An 18079-nucleotide genomic window follows, 5' to 3' on the forward strand; every position below is an offset into this window, starting at 1 on the left:
CCCACTTTGTCTCCATAATCTGCCGCCGTACGTCACTTCGTTCCTACGGCGCTCTGGGGTCGCAGCAACCACGTCTCCAGGCACGACGCCTCCACCCCAGCCGCCACGCCCAGCTGCCCCATCAACCTCCACCACGACCAACCTTGACGCTGCACTGACTATGTAAAATCCGGGCTCTGTCATATCCACCAGGAGTGTCCCTAACTTCTCGCATGGGCATATCAGTGTGTACCACCGCGACATCCAAAAAAAATGCATTAAAAAAGCGGCTGCCATCAAGCAACCGCCGTCCAATTGGGTATCTAGGGTTCGTACCCGGCACTTCACTGAATGCTGTTACGCCGCCATTTGACGGCCTTTTTATGGGGATGAACAGCCCTCGTGGTGTCGTCCGTGGTGTCGTTTGCTAGAAATTTAGGTAGTTTGCCACCATTTGCGCGGTCTCTGAATTCTGGTCTTTGGTGACGTGAGTGTATACGTTTAACGTCGTCCCCGCGTCCTCGTGACCTAATCGCGCTTGCACCTCCGGAATGCTAGCCCCAGCCGCAAACAAAGCGCTAGCGTGGCTGTGACGGAACCCGTGAATGGTAATAGTGTGCTGAATGTTATGCGCCTTCTCAATCGCCTTGAGCCATTTTTCAGGCTGGTTCAAGTACATGTGCGTATTGTTCCGAGTACTAAACACAAGCTGATCAGGACGGTTAGCATTCATCCCCAATGAGATGAACAGCTTCATCTGCTGAATTCGCCAATAGCGGAGAGCCTGTACGGTTTTAGGGTCAATGGTGACGGTTCGCCGCCCCCGCCGCGTCTTAGGCGCCTGTACAATCTGGTGACCCTTGAGGCCTTGGGTAAGCGTCTTATTGACCCGTACCGTGCCCTGGGATAAATCAACGTCCCCCCACGTGAGCGCTAAACACTCGCCACGACGAAGACCACCAAAGGCCAGCACTCTAAACAGAGCATTCTTTTTCGGTTCGTCCTTAGCGTCAATATAACCAAAGAACCGCGCCAATTCGTGTCTGTCCCAAAAGTTAGGCAACTCATCTCCTGGTAATTCCTGCTGTTTGGGGATGGTAACTCGCTTGGCTGGGTTAACGTCCAAATAGCCACGCTGAACAGCGTAATCGAGCACCCGGGCCGTGTGATTAAACCAGCGGCGATAATTGCGTGTTGCTATCTTAGCCCACTCGTTTACCGCCCGTTGTAGCATTGGCTGGGTAATGTTGCTTACCTGCTTATCACCAAACAGCGGTAGAATGTGGGTATCGAACATGTTACGGGTGTGCGCATATGTGGACTCCCGCACCGTGTTGATATAACTCGAGTACCATTCTTCATACACCTGTTCAAACGTCCGTGGGCGACGGTTGGCAAGGTCACTTTTAGCAGAGGCTAGTTCCATCCTAGACGCTGCTAAAGTGGCCTCTTTTTTCGTTCTAAAGCCACGCCGGTGTACCCTTTTGCCCTTACCCGTAAGTGCGTCCTGACCCACATATAAATAAAACTCATAACGTAGTTTGCCGTCCTTGGTTTCGTACTGTGCAATGTTAGCCATATCCTTGTACCTCCATATCACCAGCGGGCAGGCAGGTATGTATTTCGGTATGGGTGCAACGTGGCACCCTATGGCGGGGGATGATCACCATCCCCGTTTATGTGGTTCACGGTCGATAATTCGACAGTGAGAACCTGACAAAACCTGACATCAGACAACACGCAGCGAACATTTTGAATACTACATAGTTTTCGGACATATCGGACACCCTAAAAAAGAAAAGTAAGCGGCAGCGTTTCGCGGCTGAATTCTAAGCCGCCATTTTGACGGGTCGGGTCTTTATACAGACCTCCCCAGTTTTGGGGACATCTCCGACGACCTAAGCAATACTTAGACCGGCGCAAAATTGCGCACATCTATTCAGTTTTGGACAAATATGTCCATATCCCACGGTCATCATGGGGTACCGTTTTAGACCCCCATCACCTAACCAAGTTCAGCATAGACAGGATATACGTTAACGGTGAACGTTTTGTTCACCCTTTGTATAATCAATACATTGGCTGGGGTAACGTTTCGTTCTGGCAGGTCAACCAGACTACCGCTTACATTACCGTCATAAACCATGACAGTAATACACCGCGTGGTTTGTCGTATTTCCCGACGCCCTTTTCCCCAGTAACGGGGTAAAGTCATTACACGGCGCATTCAAGGGGTCGCTTTTTTGTAGACCCCCTGGAGTACCGTTCTGGTACCCCAGCCGGTTCCCAGGTGTCGCCACTTTTGGCGGTACCCTGTACCAAAAAGTACATCCGAATTTTTGAGGGTGTAACGAATCGGTACCCCCAGAGGAATACGTACAATGACGCTGGTTTAACTGGATATGTCCAATTCTGGACACATCTACAGCGGAAAACTCCGCGCTACTCACTCGGGAAAATTCGGCCCCGAGTCCGAATTTGCGCGCGGCGCAATTTTCCGCCACGAGATTGACCTACAGGCCATGACTTGGTGGTGTCCCCAATTTTGGGGAAACTACCTACGGGGTCATCAATTTGGTGACCCCTGTCCCCAACATTTGGCACGCCAATTCTGGCGTATCACCTCCGGGGGCGTCTATTCTGGATACCCCTATAGCCCCGAAAATTCGGGGCTACTCACGGCCAAAAATTAGGCCATCAAATAATGGTTAGCCACTGGGGTATGCGCAACTTTACGTAGACCAACCATCACGACAACAGGCCGCGTGTTCTGTACTCAATAACGAGACGTTATCAAGTCCGATAGGCCCATACGATTGCTAATTAACGACAGTTTCAATGCTTGGGAGCATTTTTTTGGGGCGTTTTCTGAAGTTCTTTAAATGCCATAAATACAGATTCATAGGCAAAATCAAAATCAGCACGCTTGTTTTCTGATTTATCAGGAGATTCAACCCACATTTTTTCTAGGGTCTTCAGTGTTAAAGCCATAAAATCAAAAGCCACGGAAATATAATCGCCTTTTAGCTCATCATCAGCGCTTTTCTGATCAAACAGTTTAGTGTCTCTGTCTAATATCACACCTTGAATATCATCTGGAGATGCGGTTTTAATATCTGGATGGTGATACATCCTACCTAGCCTATCAGACAATTCTTTGGGCGTAATATTAAGCAACATATACGCTCTTTCGTCCTCACCGTCTTCCCGCACAGAAAAGCCTTGTAAGTAGGACACTGAAACACCTAGCACGTTAGCTATTTTTTGCCATTTTTCAATCTTGGGTTCCGTATCCCCACGTTCATAGTTGGCGACCGTGGTTCTAGATACATCTAGCTTATCTGCAAGGTATTCCAAACTAAACCCTTTTGCCTGCCTGACCTCTCGAATTCTGTTTTTCGTAACCTTCACCTCCTAACTAGTTCAAAACTATTTATACACCAAGTGCAAGTTTTTTGCATTAATAATTGACAGTGCAGAAAACTTGCACTATTCTAATACCGTTCCGGTGCAAGTTTTCTGCACTAAGAAAGGGGGTGCCGCTACATGGAACTTCTAGAGCAGTCCGCTGTGTCACAGCTCATTCAAAGCAAAGGACTACAAACTATGGTTGAGTTGGCTACCGCAACTGGGGTTAACAAATTCACTCTCACCCAAATAATGGCGGGTAACCGGCGCATTGTACGGAAAGAGACGGCTACGAAGATACGCCATTATTTGGCCCGGCAGCACATAACAACGAATTAACAGGCGCAGAGAGGCCAGAAACGGAGGTGACTTATATGCAAATCAATTTACCGGTACCAGACGAGTTCACGGACGAACTACGCCACGAAATGCAACAGGTGGCAGTGGCAGCGTTCAAGGAAGCCGGGGCCAAGCACGCCGCAGCGGACTACATGGACGTGAAGCACGTTGCCGAGTACCTGGGGGTATCGACCGCCACAGTACGCAAGTTCACAGTAATGGGGATGCCACGTATTCAAATCGACGGCGTGACCCGTTACAACAAAGCGGCAGTAGACCAATTCATGCACAGTTACGAACAGTAAACAGTAATCAGCGGGCAGGCAGGTTACTACAGCTCCACCACAAAGTGGGCTATTTCCGCTTTGGAAAAAGCCCGGTACTATCATCCCAGCAAATGGGGATGGTGATCAGGCCAGCATTTGCGCCCAAGCGCAATTTTGAATTCATCACCGTAACTAGGGATGGTAATTCGGCCCCGGGGCCGAATTTGAGTTAGAAGACCAATTTACTATCTAGCTCCCCAATTCTTGGGGACGGACTCGAACGGTATTATGCACACCATCATTTCACTGGGAACAATCTAATTCGGAGGTATCTCACATGGACATCAACAGAAGCGCCCTAGGCATGGTATACGCCACAGCTAAGGACATCCAGGACATTGACCCCGACAGCGTTACCCGTGTACTAAAGCGTGTACCTGGGCAACCTGGTAAGTTCAACGGGTTAAAGTATCTAACCCCTATTGGTCTCGCAAAGCAATACGCGGAACAAATTGCTAGCACTCTGGACGAGGCCACCGGAGGCCGCTTATCCACCGACCTACACGAGCACCAGAGCCGCCCAGATACTAGCGACGCTAATATACTCGACCTCATTCAAACGGCACTAGAAACAGCACAGGACGGCGTAGAACGGGAAGCCCCCGCAACGTTGTTAGCCGCGCAGGACTTGCTAGACATGGCTACAGGTCGTATTAGTGCCCTACTTTCTTCCAAATCTGGAAAAAACAATTAGCCGCTGGGGGCGTGGTTACCATCCCCAGCCGCAAAGCACAGCGTTAGCACCAGGCATTTACTCAATTCTGAGTAAAACACCAGACGGACACACCGGCCGAACCATCTAAAAGCGTTCGTATGCACCACCCGCAAACAAACGAAGAGGTACAAAAAGGGCGGCCCAATTCAGGGCGTCCCACGTAATCAGACAAAAATAAAGAGGCCTATCCCCAACCGGCAAAGTTGAAATAGGCCCCACACACGCATATCTATACCGAAGGACACGGCCAACATCCGTGGCTTCTACGTCCTAAGTGTACCGAAATTACGCGTGGTAGACAAGGAAGGTCATTCAAATGCAACTAACAGAAGCTAGGTTTGATGAACTAAGTGCCGCAATACTGAACCACGGGTATAACCCGACCATTGGGGAAACAGAGGCAATTTACAAGCACCTAATTGACGACCCCAATACGTCCCCCGTTTACCGGCAACGTTGTATAGCACACTGGCACAAGATTGTTCGACGTCTACGCACTGAACTGAAAAGTAAGGCAGGTCATCCACATGCAAAAAATTGATACCGAAGAACTGATCACATTAGCCATGAATCAAACTGGACTCATTGAAATCATGAACGATTATCTGGAGGACTTAGCTACCGTTTTGGGGCGAAGCAAACGCACGGGTGATACTCATTTACTCGAATACACGGTACAGCGCAATATGGGCCGCTACGATAGCCTGGTGGCTATGCTCCGGAACAATGCGGCAGAACTAACGCAAATGGTCGACGCCGCCGAGGGGATGGTGACCAACCATGATTAGCTTTACCTTCCCCGCCCTGGTCATCACCCTATTAACTGCTGTATTCCTGGGCTATGCCATTGGTGGTCACTGGTTCGGTTGGGACGACGAGCACGACCACAAGGGCTAAACACACCACAGAGAGGAGGGGCCGCGCATGAGCTCATCAGGTTTCATAAAGCTACACCGTAGACTGTTGGACTCAATCACCTGGCAGCAGTCCGCACCACCACAAAAAGCGGTGCTAATCACGGTGCTGTTGATGGCTAACCACGCGCCCCAGGCATGGAGGTGGCAAGGCCAGAACTTCACAGCACAACCAGGGCAGTTTATAACATCCATCCCCAAACTGGTAAAAAATGCCGGTGTATCAGAAAAGAATGTCCGCACCGCACTAAAGAATCTTGTTGCCATGAAGTTCATAACAGAACAAACAACGAAGCACGGGCGGCTGATAACGGTCGTCAATTGGTAAAAATATCAGGCACTCCCAAATGAGTTTATAGCACCCGAAAATGAGCCCAAAAACAGCCTTGGGGGTGGCAGACAAACTGGCAGACAAACTGGCAGACAAAAAAGAGTCAACGAGCCCCGCCCCGATAACGTTTCTAGCCCAAAAACAGCCGAAGGGTGGCAGACAAAGCGGCAGACAAAGTGGCAGCTAACAAGAAGTAAAGAAATAAAGAATAATAATAGTGCCCCTAAACTGGAATCTCAAAACAAGGGAATCGTAAAAGAGGTACTAGCGTACCTCAATCAAAAAACCGGGAAACGTTTCAGGAACGTAGACAGTAATTCTAGATTAATAAAAGCAAGAATCAACGAAGCAAGTTATTCCCTTGATGATTTTAAAACGGTTATCGACTCTAAAACACAGGAATGGCTACAGCAACCAGAGATGGTTAAATACCTACAACCCTCAACCCTGTTTGCCAAGAAACACTTTGACGAGTACCTAAATGCTGCTCCCTCAACAAGTAGAGCAACACCGCCAATTACAAGCAACACCACAAGTTGGTTCCGTCTCGTTGCTGACAATTGTCCGAATGGTGAGAGCCTACGCCGAGAATGGAAACGGCTAACGCCCCGTGACGTAACCAGAGAACAGCTAGAACAATATATAGCCCAGCACTATAGCTAAGAAAGTGAGGCACCATCATATGGCAACCAATCAGTTAGCGCCATCCCCACAGGAAGCACATGATCAACAGGCAGACCTTGAGGCCACAATACTGCACAGCTTGGTATTCACACCGGAGTTGATACGGTCGATTGACCTCAACCCAGAATGGTTTGTGAGCATACAACACCAATTGCTAGCCACCTACCTGATTAATGCCCATGGGGAGCAGTCCTACATGCACATTCGTGACGGTATTGAGGACGACAGCCCAGGAACGATTACACAGGCAACCTGGAACGCAATTCTAGAGAATGAACCACTTCCAAACATGTTCAGCTACCAAGTACATTCACTCGACCATGCTTACCGCAAGCGTAAGGTGCTACGTAGTGCGCAGGCATACAGCAAAACACCAAGCAACAGCAATCTAGAGGCCGTGGCCACCGCCACCCAGGCCCTACAGAGTTTCGAGCAAGAAACTACTGTAACGCTAACTATGGCCGACCTTGAGGCGCAACTGTTGGACAAAATGGCCTCCAACACCGCAGCACCCGGCATTAAGGCCTTCCCGTATCTGGACATAGCATTGAACGGTGGGCTTATGCCGGGGATGCTTTTAACAATTGGCGCCCGTCCGGCGGTAGGCAAATCAGCATGGGCCCTAAACCTGGCCGCCCAGGTAATTAGCAAGCAACCCGAAGCACGATTAGATTATTTCAGTCTTGAAATGACGGCTACCGAGCTGTACAAGCGACTCGTGACTATGACCGTCGCCACAAACTCCATTATCTCTGGCCGCGTCCACAGTAACATTAACGGTGGTTCGCTAAATGCCCCGGGCAACTCGTTGAATGCTGACCAACAAAAGATGGTGCATAAGGCCACAAGCTACATTAGTGCCATGGACATGCAATTTCACACCGGTGACCTGTCACTAAATAAAATTGTCCAGGTTATCCGCCAGCGCAAGGCCGAGGCTAGCCACGAATACGTGGCAATAATTGACTATCTGGGACTAGTAAACGTCTATCCTCGCCACAAAGACCACCGGCTAGATATCGAAGAGATCACCCGTCAACTGAAACTGTTAGCCATCGAGCTTGAAATTCCGATTGTGTTACTCACCCAGTTAAACCGTGGCATTGAATCACGCCAGGATAAAAAGCCAATTCTATCTGACCTCCGGGAAAGCGGGGCAATCGAGCAAGATAGCAACGTGGTGGCATTCTTGTACAACGACACCGCAAGCGACACCAAGGCCGACTTACGAAACGTTGTACTGTCCATCAGTAAAAACCGTGAAGGCAAGCTAGCCGACCTAGGTTACACGTTCGACACCCGTCACATGTATTTTGCCGAAGTACGCTAGAGGTGAGCCATGAATGACAACCCTAATCGAGTTTGACACCATCATGCGGGCCAATGATTACAAATACACCTATGCCGTATTTTCATGGCTAGAATTGGCGAGTATAGACACGAAAAGCGCAAAAGAGGCAACCAACAACACAGACTATTGGCTACATCAGGCCGAGCTAGACAAGCAGGACGCCCTCCAAACAGCCGAGCACGAGCATACCTACGGGCCAATGCTGACCGAACAACAACTAGCGTATATGTCCAGCGCCCAAATAAATAGCGCCCACCAAATGGCAGACACTTGGACAGAAATTATTCAACGTGTGCGGCGGGTATCCGCAGAGACCCACCCGCCATAGAAAAAAGGGCCGGTATCCCTCCGCCCCTCGCTCATTCCATCTAGCAAGCATTATAGCAAACAAACGGGGGTACTGGTCATGGAATCACTGGAATACGACAGAAAGCAAACACGCCGCAACGCGGACAGGTTGTTACGTGGATACCGACAAACGGCCCGTATGGCCGGGGATGAGTTCGTGCCAAAGCTAACGGCCACGCTCACGTTAGAACCCGTGTCGCATACAGGCACCCGCGGCGCGCCAATAGAAAGTCACGTATCCCGTAAGGTTGATGCCCTGGCATACCTACGGGACGTTACCAGGGCAATGAATCAACTGGATACCCAGCAACGCGAATTGCTGTGGTACCGCTACTGTGATACCCAAGCCATGACGGATATACAAATCTACATGGGCATTACACTTTGCAGTGAGCGCCAATACTACCGCCTGCTAGAACGTGCATTACTGGCATTTGCCGAGAGCTATCAGCATGGCCGACTAATCGCGGAATAAGTCCTAAATAGTGCCGCTATCATCCCCACAGCCCCGTTCATCCCATCCCCATCCGAACCACAACCGCGTACCAGAATAAAAAATCGCGTATAAGCGCGTCTAAGGCGAGTTAGGGCAATTACGCCTAGTTACCCGCAAAAGTTTCTAGCGTCCAGCACGCGCAAATTCTGGCACCAAATTAACGCATTTACCACGAAGGGAGAACCTGGGAATGAGTTCAAGAGTAAACGCCACTCCGACCATCAACCAACGAGCCACCGAAGCAAACGTAATTGCAATACTACAGGGGTACGGTATAAAGAGCGCCCGGCTACGTGTTGCCCGACGTGCAGGACTACAATCACCACGGCTTGACGGTATGCCGCACGGTACAAGCACCGATAACGTCAACGAGTCCCGCATAGTGCGCAACCTAGGGGATGAAGAAGAACTAGAGGCAGTTAAGGCTGTACTGGAGGAGCTAGAGCCAATTGACGCCGCCATACTCAAACACACATACATGCACCCACTACCAAGCAGAGCCGCTATACAAGAGCGTGTAGGCCTCGAGCATTCGCAACTTTACCGCCGTTGCCGAAAAGCGCTGGTACAATTTGCCCAGCTATGGCCCCTAAGCAACCTAGTTGTGTACGACTGATTAGCAACCTCATACGTTACCACCAACCGCCCAAATGGTGTGCACCCATTTGGGTTTTTGTGTGCACCCTTTTTGGGTTAGGGTGCACCCGTTGTATTCAGGGGATGGGGTGATATGTAATGCGAAAATCAGCACCAAAGTAGCGCAAGTTTGACGCCTTATAACCGGAAGAGTGTAACGCCACTAACACAGCTATTGACGCAGAATACAGCCCCATGCATGCGCACATTAACGCTACAAAACTACTACAAATTACTACTATCGCCAAATGTATTACTAAGCGCATGGCGGCGGCCGATACAATGCTAATAAACACTAACCCTATGTTGAAAAATGTTGAGGTTATGGGAACGGTCGTTGACGTGATTAACGCACCCAGCACCCTTTCATTCAGCCCATCATATGCCATCATTTTCAACACGGAACGCTCACGTCAAAACGGTACACTCCGTTTGTTGTAGTCGCTACGTGATCATGGCTATAGGTATCCCCAGGTGTTGTCGCTAAGGGCAATACCTTGTAAAATGACCACGAAGAGTTGAGTAAGCGGAAAGGTGGTCAGCCAAAATGATGTACTATACACTTCTGAGTCGCGTAGATGGATATGAGGAATTTCTGTTTGAAAACCCAAGTACCGGCTTAAGTAAAAGGGGCACATTTAACCGGGCTACAGGCGATTTAACGCTTGAGCCGGGTGAACTTGGCTGGCCCGCCGAAGACGGTCGGCTTCGAGGGATAATGCTTAAATCTCAGAATATTGAAGTTGGCTCCAGAGAAATTAAGGCGTTTGGATAGTTAAGAACACATTGGTTTTATGACGTAGCACTCACTAATTAGTGGGTGTTTTCTTTTACACAAATATGATAATTTTAGGCACTAAAAAACCACCAGCACTAACGCTAGTGGCACCTACCTACCCGCTTATTAATAACGATTACTGAACTATTATTTCACCCTCGACGACACCACAAGCGACACCACGAAATGGTAACGCTGCTGGTATCGTTATGGTGTCTTCTGGTGTCGTCTCTGCACGCTCTGATTCGGTGCTCGAGTAAACAAAAAGCTGATAACACCGGGCTTTATAAGCCCTTACGCCATCAGCAAAATACCGTCGATTGGGTATCTAGGGATCGAACCTAGGATTATGGATTCAGAGTCCACTGCGTTACCACTTCGCTAATACCCAATAATATTCAATTCCGTGTCAAGCACAATAAATACTATACGCAGATTAGGCGTGCGCGTCAACAGAATTGACGATTTTTATTCACATATTCCGTGACTATCCCTTTGACCATCATTTTATTCGGGTATGCACACCGCACGACCATCGTATTTGTTCGCACAATTTAATCTTGAAAACAACCCCACCAACGCGTAGACTAGGCACAAATTTACGGGGGGTGTTTAAATGTCGCTAATAGTGCTGATTGGGGCCCAGGCGGTTGGCAAAATGACCGTCGGCAAAGAATTGGAAAGCTCCGGAACCGGTCGATTATTATTCAACCACGAAACTATCGATACCTTTGCGCGATTCTTGGGTTACGGATCCACAACCTTCGCCTTATCCGATAAGATGCGGAAGGACTTGTTTCATGTGTTTGTTACCAATACCGACACCAACACTACGGATACCATTATCTTTACGGTTATGATTGACTTTGACTCACCCGACGACACAAATTTTCTGCGGGACATCAGCGATATCTTTCTTGATGCCGATCAGGATGTCTTTTTCGTTGAGTTGACTGCTCCCCTCGACACGCGTATTGAGCGTAACGTGATGCCCGATCGCTTAGCAGCAAAGCCCTCAAAGCGGAACGTCAAGAAATCGCAGATGATGCTTTTGCAATCCGACCATGATTTCCGGTTAGTCAGTCATCCTGGCGAACTGGAGGCCACCTTTCCCAATGTTCACTGTACTCAAATTGATACAGCCAAAAGCACACCTGCTACCAGCGCGCACACTATTAATGCGTTTATAAAGCAGTATTTGGCATAAGCACAGTTGCATGGCCGTAACCGTCACCATCTCTCACAATCGGTTACTTCAGGAAGCCTGGTGTACTGGTATCGATAAAAAATGGTAGCAACGGGGTCATTAGTCCGTTGCTACCATTATGATGACTGTGATTGGGTATCTAGGGATCGAACCTAGGATTATGGATTCAGAGTCCACTGCGTTACCACTTCGCTAATACCCAATATCATTATTTGCGTGTTATGAGCACGAAAAATATATTAACCCGAATCCATGGCCGTCGTCAACACTTTCAGCCAACTTTTCAATGCAATTTAGTAGGAACCAGAGTAAACTGGAGGTACTAATGACGAAAGAGGGAGTTAAGTCTATGAGTTTATCCGCATGTACCTCAATCCTGGTCGGCAAAGCAGCCAGCCTGGACGGCACGACCATGATTGCCCGTAACGACGACACGTTTTTGCCCCTGACCCCGCAGCGTTTCTATATGCATCCAGGTTGGAAGGGCAAGAAGGGTCAGACCGTCGCCTCACCTTTGAACGGGTTCACGGCCGAACTGCCCGAGAACGGCTACCGCTACAACGCCGTACCGAACGTTGACCGCGAACACCTGGGGGATTACGAAGAGAGCGGCATCAACGAGAAGAACGTTGCCATGAGCGCCACCGAGAGCACGTACGGTAACGAACGCGCCCTGGCTCACGATTCGCTGGTCAAAGACGGCCTGGATGAAGACCTGATTGTGAACATGACCCTCCCCTTCATCGAGTCCGCACGCCATGGTGTTGAATACCTCGGTCAGCTCATCAAGCAATACGGCTCGCCGGCCGGTAACTCCGTCCTGTTCTCCGACCGCGATAACGTCTGGTATATGGAAATCGTGACGGGTCACCACTGGGTCGCCCAGCGCATCCCCGACGATGCTTATGCCGTTGCTGCTAACCAGGTGGCCATTCAGCAGGTTGACTTTGACGACACCGACAACTTTGCGTGGAGCGAAGGTATCCGTGAATTCGTTGAGGAACACCACCTAAACACCGACAAAGAAGGCTGGAACTTCCGCCACATCTTTGGCACGATGAACGAAAAGGACCGCCACTACAACACACCACGTGTATGGTACGGTCACCACATTCTGAACCCCGAGGTCGACGAAGAACCTGAATCCGCCGAGCTGCCATTCATCATGCGGACCAGCCACAAGATTTCCGTTGAGGACATCGCCCAGATTCTGGGTAGTCACTACAACGAAACCAAGTACGACCCGTTTGGCCATGAAGGTAGCGAGCACGACCGCCTCCGTTACCGGCCGATTGGACTCAACCGCACCCAGAACTCCCACGTGCTCCAGGTTCGCGGCAACGCTCCGGCCGGTGCCGAGGGCGTGATGTGGCTGTGCTTGGGCTACCCAACGTTTAGCCCGTACGTACCGTTCTACACGAACGCCAACGACACGGACCCATCGTACAGTTCCACACCGCTGAAGCTCGACACTGACGTCGACTCCGCTTACTGGATGTACCGGACGCTATCCACCATTACGGAAAGCCACTACAGCAAGTTCATCCAGCAAAACCGCGACTACCTGACCGCCCTGTACCGTCGCTTCCGTGAACACGTCGCGGAAACGGATACTGCTGCCAGCGAACTCAGCGGCAAGGAGCTGACCAAAGCCCTGACTGAGGCCAATTATGCCATTGTTGCCGAAACTAAGGCCGCCACGAAGGCGCAGATCAACGAGATGTTGATGGAAAGCATCAACCTGTCCCAGCTGACGTTTAACATGGATAAGAACCTATAATTGCTCCGCACACAACCGCCCAGACGCTATCTTGATGACCGCGTCCGGGCGGCTTTTGCGTACTGTTTAATCAGTTAACAGGATGACCAGACACCGTCACGCACACGTGGTAAAATCGGGCTGTAGACCGATACCTCTCGGGCCACTTTGGTCAATAATATGGTTGTGCCGTTACACTGTCACTGCTTGTGGCGGCACAAACTGGAGGCCAAGCTATGACTCTATTCGCGCTATTACTAGATTTATTGGCGGCGGGTTCGTGGTATATACAAGCGCAGACGCTCACCCACGGCATCTTTGTGGTCGGGATGATTGTCCAAAGCGTAATCGCGTTAATACTACTCGGGTTCACCCTGGGGTACCGTGGACGCCGCAACTCACGGACGTGGGCTGCTGATGGTGGTTACCACCCGTTCACCATACGCTATAGCGTGATCGTGATGTCGTTCTTGGTTAACGCCATCATGATATTCTTGTATTATCTGAACCTGACCGGTCGTAATGCTGTTATTTTTGATTAACACTACTCAACCCATTTGGAGGAATTGATCATGGCAAATGCAAACATTCTCGTTACCACTACGGAAAACATCCCCGGCCAAAACTACACCGTGATTGGTGAAGCGTTCGGCCTCACCACCCAGTCCAAGAACTTCGTATCCGACATTGGTGCAGGCCTCAAGAACCTGGTCGGTGGCGAAATCAAAGCCTACACCAGTATGTTGCACGAATCCCGGACGAAGGCCATCGAACGGTTACGCGATGAGGCCGCGAACATGGGCGCCGACGCGGTCGTCATGATGCGCTTTGATTCCGGATCCATTGGCGGCGATATGCAAAGCGTCGTTGCTTACGGTACTGCCGTTAAGTTTACCGACTAATTTACCACTGTATTCTGGCTAACATTCCTGTATAAAGAACATTGACTGCACCCACTACCGGGTATGGTCGATGTTCTTTTTTTATGCGGTGACATTTCTTGTCAGTGGCCAGCTAATGCTGACAGTACTGGTGGAAAAATTTCCAACTACCCTTTAGACAAATTGCACAATTTGTCTAAAATCCCTCCCCAAACAAAACTTTTTTGGAGCAAAAGTGGGTGATTTCGGGCTTGTTTCACCCCAAAACAGCTACTAAAGTTGCCAAAGTTTGTCACAAACACGCACCACGTTAATCGCTTTGTAATTTTTTGTAAGTGAGCCATCACCCACTAGTTGCCTGCCCCTCACTTGCTTTTAGTAAGCGGTTTCTTCGAGACCACTTTGTGCACAATGTATTTATTAGATTTAAAAATATCTTGTTTACGAATAACCCAACACTTGTTACTATCTTTTTGTAACCGCTATCATAATATTGTTTTTCAAAGGGGGTTTTACTATGGCCACGTCAAAGTACGTGCTCGCAATTGACGAAGGTACTACCAGTACCCGGGCACTGATCGTCGACCATGACGGTCAGATGGTTGCCGACGCCCAGCGCGAGTTTACGCAATACTTTCCACAGCCGGGCTGGGTGGAACATAACGCCAACGAAATTTGGAACGCCGTTTTGTCCACCATTGCCACTGCATTTATTAACAGTGGTATCCAGCCCAAAGAAATTGCCGGGGTCGGTATCACCAACCAACGCGAAACCACGGTGGTGTGGGACAAAGCCACCGGGCTGCCCATCTACAACGCCATCGTCTGGCAGTCGCGCCAAACTAACGACATTGCGGAGCAACTCAAAGCCGATGGGCATAGCGACATGATTCACGAACACACCGGCCTGCTAATTGACGCCTACTTCTCGGCCACCAAAATTCGGTGGATTCTCGACCACGTGCCGGGAGCGCAGGAACGCGCTGAGAAAGGCGAGCTGCTCTTCGGCACCATCGACACCTGGATCTCGTGGAAGTTATCCGGCGGCGAGATTCACGTCACCGACTACACCAATGCCAGTCGCACGATGCTGTTCAACATTCACACTTTGCAGTGGGACGATGAGATTCTGCAATTACTCAATATCCCCCGGAAGATGTTGCCGGAAGTACGCAGCAACTCCGAGGTCTACGGCAACACCGCCGCCTACCACTTCTACGGGAGTAGCGTACCCATCGCGGGGATGGCCGGCGACCAGCAAAGTGCCTTGTTCGGCCAGCTGGCGCTCAAACCAGGGACCGTCAAAAACACGTACGGTACCGGCTCCTTCATCGTCATGAACACCGGTAAGGAACCGGTGATGTCGGCAAACAACCTACTGACGACCATCGGCTACGGCATCAACGGCGAGGTCAACTACGCACTGGAGGGTTCCGTGTTCGTCGCGGGTAGCGCCATCCAGTGGCTGCGCGACGCTATGGAGCTGGTGCAGCACGCACCGGACTCCGAGCACGCCGCACGGACTTCGCAAAGTCAAGATGAGGTCTACGTTGTGCCCGCGTTCACCGGCCTCGGTGCCCCGTACTGGGACGCCAACGCCCGTGGTGCCGTGTTCGGCATCACCCGTGGGACCACGCGCAACGACTTCATCAAGGCGACTTTGCAATCCCTCGCCTACCAGAGTCGCGACGTGGTCGACACGATGTACAAAGACACCAAGATTAAGATTCCCGCACTCCGCGTCGACGGTGGCGCCGCCAACAACGACTACCTGATGCAATTCCAAGCCGACATTCTGGGGACACCAGTCGAACGGGCCGCTAACCTCGAAACGACCGCCATGGGCGCATCGTTCCTAGCCGGGCTGGCCGTCGGGTTCTGGCAGGACACCGACGAGCTGCAACATCTAGCCAAAGTCGGCAAGCGGTTCGAGCCGCAAATGTCCGCCGAACGCCGCGAGCAACTGTACGCGGGCTGGCAGCAGGCCGTCAACGCCACCATGACGTTCAAGCCGGACCAGAAGTAACCAATACTTGAGGAGGAAATTATTATGGCTTTTTCAGCAAATACGCGTCAACAAACAATTGAGCACCTACAAAACACACCTTTGGACCTACTCATTATTGGTGGTGGGATTACCGGTGCCGGCGTTGCCATTCAGGCCACCGCATCCGGCATCAAGACTGGATTAATTGAAATGCAGGACTTCGCTGAAGGTACCAGCTCCCGCTCCACCAAGCTGGTCCACGGTGGTATCCGCTACCTCAAGACCTTTGACGTCGGCGTGGTCAACGACACCGTCAAGGAGCGCGCCGTCGTGCAGGGCATCGCGCCGCACATTCCGCGGCCGTTCCCAATGCTGATGCCTATTTACGACGAACCGGAATCAACGTACGACATGTTCTCCGTCAAGATTGCGATGGACCTGTACGACAAGCTGGCTGGCGTTGACGGCACCCAGTACGCTAACTACACCATCTCAAAGGATGAGGTGCTTCAGCGCGAGCCCGGCTTGAAGTCCAAGAACCTCAAGGGTGGCGGCGTCTACCTCGACTTTGTCAACAACGACGCCCGCCTGGTCATCGAGAACATTAAGGAAGCCGATGAACTGGGCGGCCTGATTGCGAGCCACGTGAAGGCTGTCGGTGTGCTGCACGACGACAACGGCAAAGTTGTGGGTGTGCACGCACAGGACACGATTAGCGGCAAGGAGTTCGACATCCACGCCAAGTTGGTGATCAACACCACCGGCCCATGGGTCGACAAGCTACGTGACCTCGACCAGAAGCTGGACCACACGCCAATGATGCGGCCAACTAAGGGTGTGCACCTCGTGGTTGACGAATCACGGTTGCGCGTACCCCAGCCAACCTACTTTGACTCGGGTGCCCACGACGGCCGGATGATCTTCGTTGTGCCACGTGAAGGCAAGACCTACTTCGGGACCACCGACACGGACTTCAAGGGCGACTATAAGCACCCAACCGTCGACCAGGACGACGTGGATTACCTGTTAGCGGCCATCAACAACCGCTACCCGGACGCCAAGGTGACGCTCAAGGATATCGAGGCCAGCTGGGTCGGCCTGCGCCCACTGATTGCCACGAATGGTAGTTCCGATTACAACGGTGGTGGTGCCAACACTGGCAAAGTATCCCAGGAAAGTTTCGACAAGCTGATTAAGACCGTCGACGACTACGAGGACCAGCAGGCCACCCGTGACGACGTTGAGAACGCAATCAGCAAACTGAAGACGGCCCACGCTGAAGAGACGCTGAGCCCGTCGCAGGTATCCCGGGGCTCCGCGCTCGATACCGAAGCTGACGGCATGATTACCCTGTCCGGTGGGAAGATTACCGACTACCGGAAGATGGCGGCGGGCGCTCTTGCCCTGATTCGGCAGACGCTGAAGCGCGACTACAACGTGGATAGCAAGGAAATCGACTCGAAGAAGCTGCAGGTTTCCGGTGGCCACTTTGACCCAACGAACGTTGACGACACGATGGACTTCTACACCCGCATCGCCGTGGACGCTGGGTTGCCACAGGAAGACGCGGCGGACCTCGCCAACCGTTTCGGTAGCAACACCGGCCGCGTCGTCACCTACGTCGAGGAGGGCGCCGCGGAGGGCTTGTCGCTCAAGGAAACGATCTCCCTGCGCTACTCCGTTAACGAGGAACTGACGATGACGCCGGTCGACTACTTGCTGCGGCGGACGAACGCCATCCTGTTCCACGCGGACACGCTGGCCCAGCTGCACGACCCGGTAATTAACGAGATGGCCCGCCTGCTGGACTGGGATGCCGACACTAAGGCGGCCATGACCAAGCAGTTGGACGACGCGATTGCGGAATCAGAGCTGGCGGCACTGAAGTAACAGAGCGGAGCAGGCCGCTTAGAACGCAGAGCATAAGTGACTTCAGCGTA

17 protein-coding genes, 2 tRNA genes and 1 pseudogene are annotated in these 18079 nt (G+C 51.2%); 16 read left to right on the plus strand and 4 right to left on the minus strand.

The genetic code is table 11. The features are described 5' to 3' along the window. Positions 1–406 precede the first annotated feature (406 nt). On the minus strand, positions 407–1558 hold the full coding sequence (locus LPA02S_RS03365; RefSeq protein ID WP_056956318.1) for a site-specific integrase: 1152 nt from the start codon (positions 1556–1558) through the stop codon (positions 407–409). 1256 nt (positions 1559–2814) lie between these two features. Next, positions 2815–3390, minus strand: coding sequence for a helix-turn-helix domain-containing protein (locus LPA02S_RS03370; protein ID WP_082607822.1), 576 nt, complete (start codon positions 3388–3390; stop codon positions 2815–2817). A gap of 371 nt (positions 3391–3761) precedes the next feature. Between LPA02S_RS03370 and LPA02S_RS03380 the strand changes: the two genes are divergently transcribed. From LPA02S_RS03380 to LPA02S_RS03430, 10 genes and pseudogenes are all read left to right on the plus strand, one after another. Next, positions 3762–4031 (plus strand): helix-turn-helix domain-containing protein, encoded by a 270-nt coding sequence (locus tag LPA02S_RS03380; protein ID WP_054650773.1) that lies wholly within the window; start codon positions 3762–3764, stop codon positions 4029–4031. Positions 4032–4329: 298 nt separating this feature from the next. Continuing rightward, positions 4330–4746: a hypothetical protein gene (locus LPA02S_RS03385; protein ID WP_056956320.1), complete on the plus strand. Its 417-nt coding sequence runs from the start codon at positions 4330–4332 to the stop codon at positions 4744–4746. A 548-nt stretch (positions 4747–5294) separates the two neighbouring features. Beyond that, on the plus strand, positions 5295–5555 hold the full coding sequence (locus tag LPA02S_RS03395) for a hypothetical protein (protein ID WP_056956321.1): 261 nt from the start codon (positions 5295–5297) through the stop codon (positions 5553–5555). Between the two features lie 136 nt (positions 5556–5691). Beyond that, complete coding sequence (locus LPA02S_RS03400) at positions 5692–6009, plus strand: hypothetical protein (protein ID WP_056956322.1); 318 nt, start codon at positions 5692–5694, stop codon at positions 6007–6009. 252 nt (positions 6010–6261) lie between these two features. Continuing rightward, positions 6262–6675, plus strand: a complete 414-nt coding sequence (locus LPA02S_RS11910; RefSeq protein ID WP_225354974.1) for a conserved phage C-terminal domain-containing protein — start codon at positions 6262–6264, stop codon at positions 6673–6675. A gap of 19 nt (positions 6676–6694) precedes the next feature. Further along, the gene (locus LPA02S_RS03405) at positions 6695–8026 is read left to right on the plus strand and encodes a DnaB-like helicase C-terminal domain-containing protein (RefSeq protein WP_056956323.1); all 1332 of its coding nucleotides are present in this window, start codon (positions 6695–6697) and stop codon (positions 8024–8026) included. Between the two features lie 13 nt (positions 8027–8039). Further along, positions 8040–8375: a hypothetical protein gene (locus LPA02S_RS03410; protein ID WP_054650761.1), complete on the plus strand. Its 336-nt coding sequence runs from the start codon at positions 8040–8042 to the stop codon at positions 8373–8375. A gap of 78 nt (positions 8376–8453) precedes the next feature. Further along, complete coding sequence (locus LPA02S_RS03415; protein WP_056956324.1) at positions 8454–8870, plus strand: ArpU family phage packaging/lysis transcriptional regulator; 417 nt, start codon at positions 8454–8456, stop codon at positions 8868–8870. A gap of 816 nt (positions 8871–9686) precedes the next feature. Further along, positions 9687–9968 (plus strand): annotated as a pseudogene (locus LPA02S_RS11915) (hypothetical protein); the annotation flags it as partial. A 106-nt stretch (positions 9969–10074) separates the two neighbouring features. Next, a complete protein-coding gene (locus tag LPA02S_RS03430) occupies positions 10075–10302 on the plus strand; it encodes a hypothetical protein (RefSeq protein ID WP_054650754.1) in 228 nt (75 codons plus the stop codon). Positions 10303–10625: 323 nt separating this feature from the next. Here LPA02S_RS03430 and LPA02S_RS03435 read toward each other — a convergent pair. Continuing rightward, positions 10626–10696 (minus strand) — tRNA-Gln (locus LPA02S_RS03435). Between the two features lie 225 nt (positions 10697–10921). On the opposite strand from LPA02S_RS03435, the gene LPA02S_RS03440 reads away from it, so the two are divergent. After that, on the plus strand, positions 10922–11512 hold the full coding sequence (locus tag LPA02S_RS03440) for a hypothetical protein (protein WP_054650752.1): 591 nt from the start codon (positions 10922–10924) through the stop codon (positions 11510–11512). Positions 11513–11643: 131 nt separating this feature from the next. Here the strand turns inward: LPA02S_RS03440 and LPA02S_RS03445 are convergent. Further along, positions 11644–11714 (minus strand) — tRNA-Gln (locus LPA02S_RS03445). Positions 11715–11861: 147 nt separating this feature from the next. Here LPA02S_RS03445 and LPA02S_RS03450 point away from each other — a divergent pair. The 5 genes from LPA02S_RS03450 to glpO all read left to right on the plus strand — a co-directional run bounded on the left by LPA02S_RS03450 (position 11862) and on the right by glpO (position 18029). Continuing rightward, complete coding sequence (locus LPA02S_RS03450) at positions 11862–13292, plus strand: C69 family dipeptidase (RefSeq protein ID WP_054650750.1); 1431 nt, start codon at positions 11862–11864, stop codon at positions 13290–13292. 215 nt (positions 13293–13507) lie between these two features. Then, positions 13508–13813 (plus strand): hypothetical protein, encoded by a 306-nt coding sequence (locus LPA02S_RS03455; protein ID WP_056956325.1) that lies wholly within the window; start codon positions 13508–13510, stop codon positions 13811–13813. 30 nt (positions 13814–13843) lie between these two features. After that, the gene (locus tag LPA02S_RS03460) at positions 13844–14173 is read left to right on the plus strand and encodes a heavy metal-binding domain-containing protein (RefSeq protein WP_054650746.1); all 330 of its coding nucleotides are present in this window, start codon (positions 13844–13846) and stop codon (positions 14171–14173) included. Between the two features lie 496 nt (positions 14174–14669). Continuing rightward, entirely contained in the window at positions 14670–16178 is a 1509-nt protein-coding gene (gene glpK / locus LPA02S_RS03465) for a glycerol kinase GlpK (RefSeq protein ID WP_054650744.1), read from the plus strand. 24 nt (positions 16179–16202) lie between these two features. Continuing rightward, the gene (gene glpO / locus LPA02S_RS03470) at positions 16203–18029 is read left to right on the plus strand and encodes a type 1 glycerol-3-phosphate oxidase (RefSeq protein ID WP_054650742.1); all 1827 of its coding nucleotides are present in this window, start codon (positions 16203–16205) and stop codon (positions 18027–18029) included. Positions 18030–18079: the final 50 nt, after the last annotated feature.

The sequence above is a fragment of the Lacticaseibacillus pantheris DSM 15945 = JCM 12539 = NBRC 106106 genome (genome assembly GCF_001591865.1).
Taxonomy (GTDB): Bacteria; Bacillota; Bacilli; order Lactobacillales; family Lactobacillaceae; genus Lacticaseibacillus; species Lacticaseibacillus pantheris.